Here is a 13252-nt window from a genome sequence, read left to right as displayed (position 1 = left end):
AGCCATGTTTTGTTTTTATAGCGATTTTTCAACAGCATCTTCTGGATTTCCCTGCGGCACCCAAACTCCAGATTTATCATTTCTCATAGTAACCGATCCAGTTTCAGTATCTAGAACAAATAAACAAACTTCACCAGTATCAGTTCTTTGAATAACAGTCATCTGATATCTCCCCTTTAGATTTTTTGCTTCTGTCTCTTTTTTAGGCTCTTGACAAGATACAATTAAGAATAAAACACTAAGTAGTAAAGCTATTTTTTTCATATACATTTAATTTTTTTCAAATTTAATTTTTTTATTAAGACTCTTGTCATTTTTCTGCTTTTATCTGTCATTTTTTTAGTTATAAAAAGGTACTTTTGAAAAAGATGATATCTGTAAAATATGAGTAAATGAAACTGGTAATTGATGTTCGTATGATAAATGCTTCTGGCATTGGTCGCTATTTAAAAAATGTATTGCCAGGAATTGTTTCAGAATTTTCTCAAGTTGTAGTACTTGGTAATAAGGATGAAATCGTACAATTTGAATGGGCGTCAAAAGTTGAAATTGTAAATTTTAATGCCAAAATATATTCTGTTAAAGAGCAAATTTTATACCCGTTTTTAATCCCAAGATGCGATGTTTTTTGGTCTCCTCATTTTAATTTTCCATTTTTACCCTTTAGAGCAAAAAAAAGAGTAGTAACAATACATGATGTTTTTCATTTATCTGGGAAATTCCCTATTTCATTGATTATTAAAAAGTATGCTTATTTATTGTATAAGAATGCAGTATGGAAAGCAGATTTAATTTTTACTGTTTCTGAATTTTCAAAAGCAGAAATTATTAAACACACCTTAGCTAATCCAAATAAAATTAAAGTTACACACTGCGGTGTTGATTTATCTTTTTTTAGAGTCAAAAATATTGAAGAAAATTTGCAACTACCCAGAGAATACATTTTATACGTTGGAAATGTAAAACCACACAAAAATCTAATAACGCTTTTAAAAGCTTATTCTATTTTACCTCAAAAATTTAAATCCAAATGTAAGCTTGTAATTGTGGGTAAAAAAGAAGGTTTTATGACACAAGATGATCAACTAGAGTATTATATAAAGAAAAATGATCTAGAAAAAAATGTTGTTTTTACAGGTCATATCAATGATATTTCCTTACCGCAATATTACCAAAATTGTTCTTTATTTGTTTTTCCTTCTTTATATGAAGGTTTTGGATTACCCATTTTAGAGGCATTAGCAGCAAAAACGACTGTACTTGCTTCAAATTGTGCAAGTTTACCTGAGATAGGAGGTGAGGCTGTATATTATTTTGATCCAACAAATCATATTGAATTAGCGCAAAAAATAAAACGTTATGTAAATAGTACTAATACCAATCCAGAAATGAGTAAAAAGAGCGAGATCCAATTAAAAAAATTCACTTGGGAAAAAACAATAGAAAATCACTTAGAAGGATTTGTCTCAATTAAATAGATTTCAAATATTTTTTTCAGTAAAAAAAACGCGTATTACTTTGCACGAAAAATTCTCCAATAAATTTTCATGAAAAAAGCATTAATTAACGATTGGTATTATGTAAATGGTGGGGCAGAAAAAGTTATTCATTCCTTGAACCAAATATGGGATGATTTTGATCATTTTGCATTAATCGATTTTTTGAACGAAAACGACAGGACTTTCATTTTAAATGGAAAGAATGCAAAAACATCGTTTATTCAAAAGCTACCAACAATTAAGTCCAATCACCGTAAGTTTTTGCAACTTTTCCCAGTAGCAATAAAACAGTTTAATTTGAAAGAGTATGAGTTAATAGTGAGCTCATCTTCTTCTATCGCAAAAGGAGTTCGAACCACTAAAAATCAGCTTCATATATGTTATTGTCACTCTCCAATGCGTTATGCTTGGGATTTACAAGAACAATATTTAGACGATGCTGGATTGAAAGGACTAAAAAGAGTGTATGCAAAATTTGTTCTAAATAAAATTAAAAAATGGGACATTGCCAATTCCCAGAACGTAAGTTTTTTTATTGCCAATTCTAAATGTATAGCGCAACGTATAAAAGCAATTTATAATAGAGAGTCAACAGTTATTTATCCACCAGTGGATGTTGAATTTTTTAGCTTAGAAACTCAAAAAGAAGCGTATTATTTTACCGCCTCACGAATGGTTTCCTATAAAAAAATACAATTAATTGTAGAGACGTTTAATGAATTACCACACTTAAAATTAATTGTGGCTGGTGATGGTCCAGAGTTTAAAAAAATACAAAAAATAGCCAAAAGTAATATTCAACTTATTGGATTTGTGGACGCCATTCTTTTAAAAAAGTACATGCAAAAAGCCAAAGGATTTGTTTTCGCAGCAGAAGAAGACTTTGGAATTATTCCTGTAGAAGCACAAGCTTGTGGAACTCCTGTTATTGCTTTTGGTAAAGGTGGCGCTCTAGAAACAGTACTTGAAAATATAAGTGGTGTTTTTTTTAAAGCGCAAAACATAAAAAGTCTGACCAAGGCTTTACTGCATTTTGAAACGCTTCAATTTAATCCAAATGCAATTAGAACACATGCATTACAGTTCTCTAAAGAAAGATTTGAAAGGCAAATAAAATTCTTTGTTGAAGAAAAATACAATGAGCATTATAATCAAAAAGCAATAGAGCTTCTTAAAAAATAGTAGCAACTGAGATAATACAAGTAGCATTCTTCCTATATTTGTTCAAAAGAAGATACATCTATGAAAAGAATACTTATCACTGGAGCTGCAGGATTTTTGGGATCGCATTTGTGTGATCGTTTTATTAATGAAGGATATCACGTAATTGGGATGGACAACTTGATTACTGGAGATTTAAAGAATATCGAGCATTTATTTAAATTAGAACATTTTGAGTTTTACCATCATGATATTACCAAGTTTGTGCATATTCCCGGAAAGTTAGATTATATTTTGCATTTTGCTTCACCAGCAAGTCCCATTGATTATTTAAAAATCCCGATTCAAACCTTAAAAGTTGGGTCATTAGGAACACATAATTTATTGGGTTTGGCGAGAGTTAAAAAAGCCCGAATTCTTATCGCATCCACTTCAGAAGTATACGGAGATCCTTTAGTTCATCCGCAAACGGAGGAGTATTATGGGAATGTCAATACCATTGGTCCTCGTGGTGTGTATGATGAGGCGAAACGTTTTCAGGAGTCGATTACGATGGCTTATCACACGTTTCACGGAGTAGAAACTAGAATTGTTAGAATATTTAACACCTATGGACCAAGAATGCGTCTCAATGATGGTCGTGTAATTCCAGCATTTATTGGACAAGCCATTCGTGGCGAAGACTTGACTATTTTTGGCGATGGGATGCAAACGCGTTCGTTTTGTTATGTAGACGATCAAGTGGAAGGTATTTTTAGATTGTTGCATTCGGATTATGTATATCCTGTAAATATTGGAAACCCAGACGAAATTACGATTAAAGATTTTGCCGAAGAAATCATCAAATTAACGGGCACTTCTCAAAAAGTGGTGTATCATCCATTGCCAATCAACGATCCTTTGCAGCGTCAACCAGATACTACCAAAGCCAAAGAATTATTGGGTTGGGAGGCCAAAGTGAATCGTGCTGAAGGAATGAAAATTACCTATGATTATTTCAAATCGCTATCCAAAGAAGAGTTGTCAAAAGAAGAACATAAGGATTTTTCGAAGTATATTTTTTAACCCCAAAGCTCATTTTCATCATCAGTGAAGACCAAAACCGGTAGATATTCAGGATACATTCGGCCCTTTTCCTATGTTTTGGATAGTGCAATCATTTTAGTAGCGGCTATTCATTGTACCGATTTACCTTTGTTTTCGTATAATCCTATTGCTTTGATTATGGCTTGGTTGGTTATTGCATCGACCTTAGGATTTTATGAAGTCTATCGCTACACCAAAGTTATTGCTATATTGAATTGCGCTTTCAAACAATGGATGCTATTTTCATTGTTTTCGTTAGCCGTAATTTTTATCAATAACCCAAGCGCTAGTTTTCAAAAGACGCTCTTTTTTAGTTCGATTGTTATAGCGGTTGTATTGTTTTTTAAATTAGCGATTTACTTTTTTCTGCAAAAAGTCAGAGTGCTTTTTGGAGGTAATTTTAGAAAAGTAGTCCTTTTGGGTAGTCCAAAAAACATAGCGCCTTTGCAGCATTTTTTTACAGAAAATCCAGATTATGGCTATGTGTTAGAAAAAGTATTCGATTTAGAGCATCATCGCAAAGATCATATTAAAGAAAGTTGTGAGTATGTTTTAGCTCATAAAATTGACGAGATGTACTGCGCGATGGACGACCTGAGTCAGAGACAAATCTCGGACTTGGTTGATTTTGCAGACAATAACTTAAAGACCTTGAAGTTTATTCCCAACGAAAAACAAATCCTTTCTCGAAACTTTACCTTCGATTATTACGATTACATTCCAGTAATTTCGTTGCGAACTATTGTTTTGGATAGTGCATTGAATAAAGGAATTAAAAGAGTTTTTGATTTATTGTTTTCTTTAATGGTTATCCTTGGAATTCTCTCTTGGCTTACCCCAATTTTGGCAATTATCATCAAATTAGAATCCAAAGGGCCTTTGTTTTTTGTGCAAAAAAGAAACGGACTGAATTACCACGAATTTGATTGTTACAAATTCCGTTCTATGAATTTGAATCCAGAAGCACATATTGAGCAAGTTTCCAAAAACGATCCTAGAATTACGCGGGTAGGACGATTTTTGCGAAAAACCAGTATCGACGAGTTGCCGCAATTCATTAATGTTTTTTTGGGACAAATGTCGGTCGTGGGACCAAGGCCACATATGGTGAGCCATACCGAAATGTATGCGCAACGCGTCAATAAGTTTATGGTGCGCCATTTTGTAAAACCTGGCATTACAGGGTTGGCACAAACCAAAGGTTATCGTGGCGAAGTAGAAAAAGAAATAGATATCATCAACCGAGTGAAATATGATATTTTCTATATGGAAAACTGGTCGATTTTGTTAGACATCAAAATCATTTTTTTGACGATTTTCAACACGGTCAAAGGAGAAGATAAAGCGTATTAATATGGAAAAACTAGTTTCTATAATCATTCCAACCTACAATTCAGCCGATTTTATTGCTGATACGCTTGCTTCGGTACAACAACAAACGTATCCGAATTGGGAAGTAATTTTGGTAGACGATGGCTCAACGGATACAACGGTTACTATAGCTCAAAATATAGCTCAAACTGACCACCGCATTCGGATTTTCAAAAATCTAACCAACTCTGGAACAGGTGTTACACGCAACAATGCCCTCCATCATTGCCAAGGCAACTACATTGCTTTTTTGGACGCCGATGATTTATGGAAATCCAATAAGTTGGAACGGCAGCTTCAATTTATGCAAGAACAACAACAGCCGTTTACTTTTTCTTTTTACGAATGCATAGACGAAGCGGGAAATCCATTGAATAGATTAGTCGAAGCTCCCAAAAATCTATCCTATCGTCAATTGTTTTTTTGTAACTATGTGGGCAACTTGACAGGCATTTACGACGCAGATTTTTTCGAAAAAATCGCCATTTCTTCCATACGAAAGCGTCAAGATTGGATGCTTTGGCTCACCATTCTAAAGAAATTGAAAAGCGCCAAACCCATCCCCGAAAGTTTGGCCTATTACCGCATTCGCAACAATTCGCTTTCGGCTTCCAAGGTCGCCTTATTGCAACACAACTTTGCCGTTTATCGCCAATTTCATCGGTATAATTTTGTGGTGTCTTTGTTCATTATGATCGGCTTCTTGTTCACACAGTTACTCATAAAACCTAGGTATATCAAAAATGTAGTTACTGTTTAGGAGCAGAAACAATGGGTTTTATCAGCTAGCATCGTCCCGTGATCCGCTATATCTTTGTTTTTTTAAAGAAAAAAAACAAAGGATGCCGCTCCTCCCGGGGCTAAAAGGAGAGATTTAGCCTATTTGTTAGCAACTTTTATTAGAAGTAAATTCTTCAGAAAGTAGTATTTCGTTTTCCAAAAATTATGATTTTGGTTGCTTTAAGGTCACAAATTGTGACTTTACGGTTTTGATGTCACAAATTGTGACTTCAAGTTTGAATTTGAAGGTCGCAAATTGCGACCTTCAAACCTTTTGACTCCAATCCGTTTCTTTTATTCTCATTCGAGAGAGCCATCGGCTCGGGGTATATTGTAGCAACGGATTTTAATCCGTTGGATGTAAATGTAAAAATCCCAATAAATCCCGTAGGGATGATCCATTTATATCCATAAAATAATATGTGCCGACCCTATGGGTCTTTGTTGTATGATTCTATTTGTGGACGGGTTAAAACCCATCCCTACAAAATGTATCGAGCCTTTGGCTCTTTATTGACACAAAATTAATTTCCGTCCTTTAGTTATTTTAGCATTGAAACAAACTGCTTCAATTTCCCACGATGACTTCGTTCAAGCTTTTCTTTTCGAATGAAAGTAAAAATCAACCCACTTTCTAAATACAAGGCAATAGCACTTTCGATTTTTTGAATTTGTGCTGCGGTTAATTCGGTTTGGCTTACATATTCAATTTCAAACGTATCGATTTGCATTTGTTTGATGATAAATTCTTTGACATTGCCGTCGTCTTCTATGATGCTTTTGGTCACATAATAGAAAGTCAGCCCCGGTGATTTTTTACCACTAGGCAGTTGCGCGACATCATTGGTTCGACCAATTAGTTGTTTGAGAATAGGCTTTTTTGCTGTGCTTTTTTCATCCAAAATACCAATGTCACCCAATTCATAACGAATAAAAGGATGCGCTTTATTGAAGAGAGAAGTAATGACAATTCGTCCAGGAGTACCATTTGGAACCGCTTGATTGTTCTCGTCCAAAATTTCTACAAATAAAGTTTCAGCGTTGACTTGCCATGCTCCGTCTTGATTTTCAAAGGCAATCAAATCCAACTCAGAGGCGCCGTATTCATTAACTACTGGGATTCCAAATTGTTTTTCTAATAAGGTTTTGTCTTCTGGGAAAAGCATTTCTGAAGTGACCATACACACCTTCAGCGTTGGACAAATCGTTTTGAGCACCTTGTTTTTTCGCTGCAAAAATTTGGCAAACAAAACAATCGAAGAAGTATAGCCATTGATATAATCGAATTTTTTGGTCTCGAATTGTTTCAAAAAACCATCTAAAATCCTATCCGACAAATCAAAAATAGGAAAGCGATATCGATGACTCAAAAAGTCTTTCAATCGTTCTTTTCTATAGCCCAAAAAATCCATCGGAATGCCGTAAAATCGGGCTTGATAGGAGCTGTTAAAATCGATACCGTGCCAACCAAATCGTGCAATATTAGATGCCCAAGTTAGCGCATGGGCGTATTTGTCTTTGGCAAAAAGGAAAGGAGTTCCACTTGACCCGGAGGTTTTATTGAGATAAACATTTTTGGTTGTATAACCTTTCGACAAACGTTCCGCCAATGGTTTTTGAAGATGTTGTTTATTCAAAACAGGCAAATCGTTCCAGTTTTCAATGCTTGTTTTCCCCACCAATGTTTTATAAAAAGCATTGTTCTCTAAATGATACGCCACAATTTCGTTCTTTTTTTGGGCAACAAAGGCCTCGTGTTCGGCATCGGATAAGGTAAAAATGGTATCCAATTCCAATTCTGCTTCACGAATCGGAAAACCATTTAGGCGAAGGGTTAAATTAAAAAGACGAAACATTGCATAAAATTTTATCAAAAATAAACTATCTAAGTGGGCATCGGTAGATATACACGAACTTTTTACAATTAAATTATTTTTTACGTTCAAAAGCAATTATTTTTGCACCACTTCTTCAATAGGAGAAAAATCAACACAATAAAGAACTACAACATGAATATTTTACTATTAGGTTCAGGCGGAAGAGAACATGCTTTTGCTTGGAAAATGACTCAAAGTCCACTTTGTGATACGCTATTTGTAGCTCCTGGAAATGCAGGAACCGCTACTATAGCAACCAATTTAGATTTTAGTGCTACAGATTTTGAAGCCATCAAAGCCGTGGTGATAAAAGAAAACATAGAAATGGTAGTCGTAGGGCCAGAAGACCCATTAGTAAAAGGCGTGTATGATTTCTTTTTGAATGATGCCGATTTAAAACATATCCCTGTTATTGGTCCTTCAAAATTGGGAGCGCAACTTGAGGGAAGTAAGGAATTTGCTAAAGAATTCATGATGAAGCACCAAGTGCCTACTGCGGCTTACGATAGTTTTACAGCCGAAACAGTAGAAAAAGGGTGTGAATTTTTAGCGACACTACAACCGCCTTACGTTTTAAAAGCAGACGGATTAGCTGCTGGAAAAGGTGTTTTGATTATTCAAGATTTAGCCGAAGCACAAACCGAATTACGCAACATGTTGGTAGGTCAAAAGTTTGGTGCGGCGAGTTCAAAAGTCGTTATAGAGGAATTTTTAGACGGAATTGAATTGAGTTGTTTTGTACTAACCGATGGTAAAAGCTACAAAATTTTGCCTACAGCCAAAGATTACAAACGAATTGGCGAAGGAGACACTGGATTGAATACTGGCGGAATGGGAGCGGTTTCTCCTGTGCCTTATGTAGATGCTGTTTTGATGGAAAAAATCGAAACGCGAATTGTACAACCTACTATTGCTGGTTTACAAAAAGATGGTATTCCGTACAAAGGTTTTGTGTTTATTGGTTTGATTAACGTGAACAACGAACCTATTGTGATTGAATATAACGTTCGTATGGGTGATCCAGAAACAGAAGTAGTTGTGCCTCGTTTGAAGTCAGATTTAGTGGAGTTATTTTTGGCAGTAGCCAATGAAAAACTAGACGAATTCAATCTAGAAGTTGATGAAAGAAGCGCCACTACCGTAATGATAGTTTCAGGAGGATATCCAGAAGATTTCGAGAAAGGAAAAGCGATTTCAGGATTAGAAAACGTAGAAAACTCTATTGTTTTTCATGCGGGTACTAAATTAGACAACGGAGCTGTTGTTACTAATGGTGGACGAGTAATGGCTATTACTTCTTATGGTTCAAACTTTCAAGAAGCATTACAGCAATCTTACGATAATGTATCTAAAATTCAATTCGAAAAAATGAACTACCGAAAAGACATCGGATTCGACTTGGTTTAATAGTTACCATAGAAAAGCCCAGTAGTAAAACAAATGTAACACTACTGGGCTTTTTTTATTTTAATTAAAATAGAAAATAAACTATTTTAAGAAAGAATGTGCAGTCGTGTCTTGGTTTTCAGTTCCTGCTTCGTCAAAAATTTGTAATTGTTTGATCCAATATACAATCGCAGCTGCGCAAATAATCATAAAAACCCAGTTGATGAAATTGGCACCAAACCAAGAAATAAGTTCAAATTCACGTAATAAATCTAGTGGTTTGAATAAAATGTCTACAAATAAAAATTGAATTGCTTCGAAAAATGCTTTCATATATTTATATAAATTAAGGATGTGTGTTGAGTTTTTTTAGAGTAGCGAAAGAGTAAAAGCAATCAAAAAATGAAGAATCTTTAGCACTTGCGCAATTCCTTTTTAAACAAGTATTATATTTACAGTCACAAAAGTATAAAATATCCTTATGATTACAAGTGTTTTTAAAAAATCTACACCATTAAATTATTCGTTAGTAGTAATTTTGATGTTGTTTTTCTTTTTATTGTATCAATTTCAAGATTTGGCATGGTTCAAATCTGTGCTGTTGATAACACAAAAGGTGTTTATTTTTCTGCTTTTGGTAGGAACACTTTTTATTTCCAATTTTGTTTGCAAAAAAAACGGACTCAGCAAAGACAGTACGTACACTGTTTTCTTTTTCTTTTTATTCTTGCTTTTCTTTCCTTCTTTGTTTGACAATTTGAAGATTATTGTAACAAATTTATTCTTGCTTTTAGCCTTGCGACGATTACTGTCTTTACAATCCTTAAAAGCTTCCAAAGAGAAAATTTTTGATGCGGCTTTATGGATTTTGGTTGCTTCAATTTTGCAACCTTGGTGTATTTTGTTTATTGCATTGGTATTTATATCGGTGCTTTTTCATGTATCTAGCGATTATAGAAATTGGTTTTTACCCTTCATAGCACTATTGGTAGCAGCGATTGGTTTTTTAGTATTTCTGACTTTTGAAACCACAACCTTACAAGAGTTTTGGTTAGATAAGTTGTATGTTGACTTATCTTTAGACTATTTTACGAATAGTTATCAAAATTGGGCATTTGCAATCTTTATGACGGCGTCTCTTTTCTTGCTAATTGTTATGCTATTGTCTTATTCTAACAAACCTCAATTATTGCATAGTTCTTATAAAAAAATGATTGCTTTTTTTGTAATTGCGATAGCTGTTTTTTTTATTTCTCCGGATAAAAATAATGATCTATTGCTTTTTGCTTTTGCACCTTTGGCCATAATGGGAACCAACGCCTTAGAGGTTTTTCAACAGCAGGTAAAACAAGAATTAATTTTGGGTGTTTTGATTGTATGCAGTTTGTTTACTTTTTTTACACAACTATAATTTAGTGCCGTAAGCCAAATCGCCAGCATCTCCTAGTCCAGGAACGATATAACTTTTTTCGTTTAATTTATCGTCGATCGACCCAATCCATAAATGACAAGTGCTGGGCAAATGTTCTTTTAAGTAAGCGATTCCTTCAGGTGCAGCGATAACTACCGCAATGTGGAGCGCCGTAGGTGTTTTTTCCTCTACTAATTTTTTATAAACAGCAACGATAGATTGTCCAGTGGCTAGCATTGGATCAACAAGAAGTACGTTTTTGCCCTCGATATCGGCTACGGCTTGGTATTCGACCAAAATATCAAAGTAATCATCATTATTTGGATGATGGCGATAAGCAGAAATAAAACCATTTTCGGCAGCATCAAAGTAGTTCAAAAAACCGTGATGTAAGGTTAACCCAGCTCGAAGTATGGAGCAAATAACTAAAGGGTCTTTGATTTTTGTAGTGCCTTTTGTCCCTAAAGGTGTTGAAATGGTAACGTCTTCATATGCCACTACTTTGCTTAATTCATAGGCCATAATTTCGCCAATACGTTCAATATTTCTTCGAAAACGAAGGCTGTCATTTTGAATGGAGACATCGCGGATTTGTGCTAAAAAATGATTTAAAACACTATTTGATTCCGATAAATTATGGATTTGCATGATAAACGAATTTGAAATTTAATTTTTGTAAAATTTTGAATACTATAAAAGTATAAAAAGTATCTTTGTCTTTTAAAAATTTAAAAGATATGTTTTCAAAATTAGCGTATTCCGTATTTGAGCAAAGCATCAAAGATTATCATCAATTTGATAGCGTTGATCAACCGATAAATAATCCTTACCCGAAAGAAAAGTTCGAGCATTTATTATACTTGAAAAATTGGATAGACACTGTACAATGGCATTATGAAGACATCATCCGTGATCCGAATATTGATCCTGTTGCAGCTTTGACTTTGAAAAGAAAAATCGATGCATCGAATCAAGAACGTACCGATATGGTAGAATACATCGATAGTTATTTTCTTCAAAAATACAGTGGTGTAGCGGTAAAAGATTCAGCTAAAATCAATTCTGAAAGTCCGGCTTGGGCATTTGACCGTTTATCAATTTTGGCTTTGAAAATTTATCATATGAACGAAGAAGCAACTCGTGTTGAAGCTTCTCAAGAACACAGAGACAATTGTCAAACCAAGTTAAATATCCTTTTAGAACAAAGAACCGATTTGTCTACAGCCATCGACGATTTGTTGCAAGATATTGAAAACGGTGACAAGTTTATGAAGGTGTACAAACAAATGAAAATGTACAACGACGATGAATTGAACCCAGTTTTATATCAGAATAAAAAATAAAAATATATTAATTCTTCATTAAAGGAAGTAAGAGCGTTAAGTACCACTTAAAATTCTTATTTCCTTTTTTTTATAAAAGTTACTTCATTGTCTAGTACTATACAACATATCGCGATTATCCGACTTTCGGCCATGGGAGACGTGGCGATGACCGTACCCGTTATTCGTTCTTTTGCTCAGCAGTATCCCAAAGTAAAAATTACAATGGTCTCTCGGCCTTTTTTTCAACCTTTCTTTGAAGGCATTCCAAATCTTACTTTTTTTGCTTTTGACGAAAAAGTAAAACACAAAGGATTTTTGGGACTAGTACGCCTTTTTCGCGAATTGCATTCCTTGAAGATTGATGCTTTTGTGGATTTACACAATGTGCTTCGTTCTCAGGTTGTGCGAACCCTTTTTAGGTTATCTGGTAAGCAAGTGGTAGCCGTAGATAAAGGCAGAGCTGGCAAAAAAGCCCTAACACGTCCTGAAAATAAGGTTTTCAAACCTTTGACAACGATGTTTGAAAGACATCGCCAAGTTTTTGAAGCACTGGGTTTTACTTTAGATTTATCCAATCCTATCTTTCCTGAAAAAGCGGTTTTGTCCGATGAAATTTTGAAAAGCATTGGGAATCCGAATCAAAAATTAATTGGAATTGCTCCTTTTGCACAATATGAATCGAAAGTTTATCCTTTGGACTTAATGCAGGAAGTCATTTCAAAATTAGCAGTTAATCAAGACCAAACTATTTTGCTTTTTGGTGGAGGGAAAAAAGAAACGGAGCTATTGGATGCCTTCGCCAAGCCATTTGGTAATGTAATCAATGTAGCAGGAAAAATCAAGTTTACACAAGAACTACAATTGATTAGTAACCTTGACGTGATGTTGTCTATGGATTCAGGCAATGCACATATAGCTGCGATGTTGGGCGTAAAAGTCATTACGCTTTGGGGAGCAACCCATCCTTACGCTGGTTTTTCGCCTTTTAATCAACCCATAGAAAATGCCTTGGTGGCTGATAGAAATTTGTTTCCAAAGTTACCCACTTCGGTGTATGGCAATAAAAAAGTAGAAGGCTATGAAGACGCTATGCGAACGATTGCCGTTGATTCTATTTTAAAAGCTTTGAAATTGTTATAAGTCAGTAAATTAAGTTGCATTCTTAGTTAAACCTAATATTTCCTTAGTGTTTTTATTGAAAGAATAATTTTATCAATTTTTTAACTAATAGCTTTTAATTAATTCGTATTAAAAATACTACTTTGGCTCCCTGTGAGTTTGCTCTTACAAGTAAGAGTAAAATCTAAGAGAATAGAGTATTTTTTGAGATGCTTTGTTATCGTGAAATTTTAATAC

13 protein-coding genes are annotated in these 13252 nt (G+C 34.5%); 9 read left to right on the top strand and 4 right to left on the bottom strand.

Annotated elements, in window-relative coordinates:
• Positions 1-15 precede the first annotated feature (15 nt).
• Positions 16-264, bottom strand: coding sequence for a hypothetical protein (locus WFZ86_RS14580; protein ID WP_342692603.1), 249 nt, complete (start codon positions 262-264; stop codon positions 16-18).
• Positions 265-392: 128 nt separating this feature from the next.
• Here WFZ86_RS14580 and WFZ86_RS14575 point away from each other — a divergent pair, with 128 nt between their 5' ends.
• From WFZ86_RS14575 to WFZ86_RS14555, 5 genes are all read left to right on the top strand, one after another.
• Positions 393-1478, top strand: coding sequence for a glycosyltransferase family 4 protein (locus WFZ86_RS14575; protein WP_342692602.1), 1086 nt, complete (start codon positions 393-395; stop codon positions 1476-1478).
• Between the two features lie 69 nt (positions 1479-1547).
• Positions 1548-2681, top strand: coding sequence for a glycosyltransferase (locus WFZ86_RS14570; protein WP_342692601.1), 1134 nt, complete (start codon positions 1548-1550; stop codon positions 2679-2681).
• Positions 2682-2741: 60 nt separating this feature from the next.
• Positions 2742-3725: a UDP-glucuronic acid decarboxylase family protein gene (locus WFZ86_RS14565; protein ID WP_315170680.1), complete on the top strand. Its 984-nt coding sequence runs from the start codon at positions 2742-2744 to the stop codon at positions 3723-3725.
• Between the two features lie 24 nt (positions 3726-3749).
• Positions 3750-5099, top strand: a complete 1350-nt coding sequence (locus WFZ86_RS14560) for an exopolysaccharide biosynthesis polyprenyl glycosylphosphotransferase (protein WP_342692600.1) — start codon at positions 3750-3752, stop codon at positions 5097-5099.
• A gap of 1 nt (position 5100) precedes the next feature.
• Positions 5101-5877, top strand: coding sequence for a glycosyltransferase family 2 protein (locus WFZ86_RS14555; protein WP_342692599.1), 777 nt, complete (start codon positions 5101-5103; stop codon positions 5875-5877).
• A 562-nt stretch (positions 5878-6439) separates the two neighbouring features.
• Here WFZ86_RS14555 and WFZ86_RS14550 read toward each other — a convergent pair.
• Positions 6440-7753: a phenylacetate--CoA ligase family protein gene (locus tag WFZ86_RS14550; RefSeq protein ID WP_342692598.1), complete on the bottom strand. Its 1314-nt coding sequence runs from the start codon at positions 7751-7753 to the stop codon at positions 6440-6442.
• A gap of 153 nt (positions 7754-7906) precedes the next feature.
• On the opposite strand from WFZ86_RS14550, the gene purD reads away from it, so the two are divergent.
• Entirely contained in the window at positions 7907-9181 is a 1275-nt protein-coding gene (purD, locus tag WFZ86_RS14545) for a phosphoribosylamine--glycine ligase (protein WP_342692597.1), read from the top strand.
• Between the two features lie 81 nt (positions 9182-9262).
• On the opposite strand, the gene WFZ86_RS14540 is transcribed toward purD, so the two are convergent.
• Positions 9263-9493 carry a DUF6341 family protein gene (locus WFZ86_RS14540; RefSeq protein WP_064715919.1) on the bottom strand — a complete coding sequence of 77 codons (231 nt, stop codon included), beginning with the start codon at positions 9491-9493 and terminating at the stop codon, positions 9263-9265.
• Between the two features lie 148 nt (positions 9494-9641).
• Here WFZ86_RS14540 and WFZ86_RS14535 point away from each other — a divergent pair, with 148 nt between their 5' ends.
• Positions 9642-10571, top strand: coding sequence for a DUF6427 family protein (locus WFZ86_RS14535; RefSeq protein WP_342692596.1), 930 nt, complete (start codon positions 9642-9644; stop codon positions 10569-10571).
• Here the strand turns inward: WFZ86_RS14535 and upp are convergent.
• Positions 10566-11219 (bottom strand): uracil phosphoribosyltransferase, encoded by a 654-nt coding sequence (gene upp, locus WFZ86_RS14530; protein WP_342692595.1) that lies wholly within the window; start codon positions 11217-11219, stop codon positions 10566-10568. The two genes, WFZ86_RS14535 and upp, sit on opposite strands and share 6 nt — an antisense overlap.
• Positions 11220-11308: 89 nt before the next feature.
• On the opposite strand from upp, the gene WFZ86_RS14525 reads away from it, so the two are divergent.
• Complete coding sequence (locus tag WFZ86_RS14525) at positions 11309-11914, top strand: DUF4254 domain-containing protein (RefSeq protein ID WP_159688985.1); 606 nt, start codon at positions 11309-11311, stop codon at positions 11912-11914.
• A 132-nt stretch (positions 11915-12046) separates the two neighbouring features.
• Positions 12047-13036 (top strand): glycosyltransferase family 9 protein, encoded by a 990-nt coding sequence (locus WFZ86_RS14520; RefSeq protein WP_342692657.1) that lies wholly within the window; start codon positions 12047-12049, stop codon positions 13034-13036.
• The last annotated feature ends 216 nt before the right edge of the window (positions 13037-13252 follow it).

The sequence above is a fragment of the Flavobacterium polysaccharolyticum genome, from assembly GCF_038739875.1.
In the GTDB taxonomy this organism is placed as follows: Bacteria; Bacteroidota; Bacteroidia; order Flavobacteriales; family Flavobacteriaceae; genus Flavobacterium; species Flavobacterium polysaccharolyticum.
This window is presented reverse-complemented; position numbering and strand designations above follow the sequence as displayed.

What these genes read in the sequence shown, in the direction of transcription:
- WFZ86_RS14580 (WP_342692603.1), bottom strand. Translation starts at nt 264, where the DNA reads ATGAAAAAAATAGCTTTACTACTTAGTGTTTTATTCTTAATTGTATCT.
- WFZ86_RS14555 (WP_342692599.1), top strand. Translation starts at nt 5,101, where the DNA reads ATGGAAAAACTAGTTTCTATAATCATTCCAACCTACAATTCAGCCGAT.
- WFZ86_RS14535 (WP_342692596.1), top strand. Translation starts at nt 9,642, where the DNA reads ATGATTACAAGTGTTTTTAAAAAATCTACACCATTAAATTATTCGTTA.
- WFZ86_RS14575 (WP_342692602.1), top strand. Translation starts at nt 393, where the DNA reads ATGAAACTGGTAATTGATGTTCGTATGATAAATGCTTCTGGCATTGGT.
- upp (WP_342692595.1), bottom strand. Translation starts at nt 11,219, where the DNA reads ATGCAAATCCATAATTTATCGGAATCAAATAGTGTTTTAAATCATTTT.
- WFZ86_RS14565 (WP_315170680.1), top strand. Translation starts at nt 2,742, where the DNA reads ATGAAAAGAATACTTATCACTGGAGCTGCAGGATTTTTGGGATCGCAT.
- WFZ86_RS14540 (WP_064715919.1), bottom strand. Translation starts at nt 9,493, where the DNA reads ATGAAAGCATTTTTCGAAGCAATTCAATTTTTATTTGTAGACATTTTA.
- WFZ86_RS14525 (WP_159688985.1), top strand. Translation starts at nt 11,309, where the DNA reads ATGTTTTCAAAATTAGCGTATTCCGTATTTGAGCAAAGCATCAAAGAT.
- WFZ86_RS14570 (WP_342692601.1), top strand. Translation starts at nt 1,548, where the DNA reads ATGAAAAAAGCATTAATTAACGATTGGTATTATGTAAATGGTGGGGCA.
- purD (WP_342692597.1), top strand. Translation starts at nt 7,907, where the DNA reads ATGAATATTTTACTATTAGGTTCAGGCGGAAGAGAACATGCTTTTGCT.
- WFZ86_RS14520 (WP_342692657.1), top strand. Translation starts at nt 12,047, where the DNA reads ATGGGAGACGTGGCGATGACCGTACCCGTTATTCGTTCTTTTGCTCAG.
- WFZ86_RS14550 (WP_342692598.1), bottom strand. Translation starts at nt 7,753, where the DNA reads ATGTTTCGTCTTTTTAATTTAACCCTTCGCCTAAATGGTTTTCCGATT.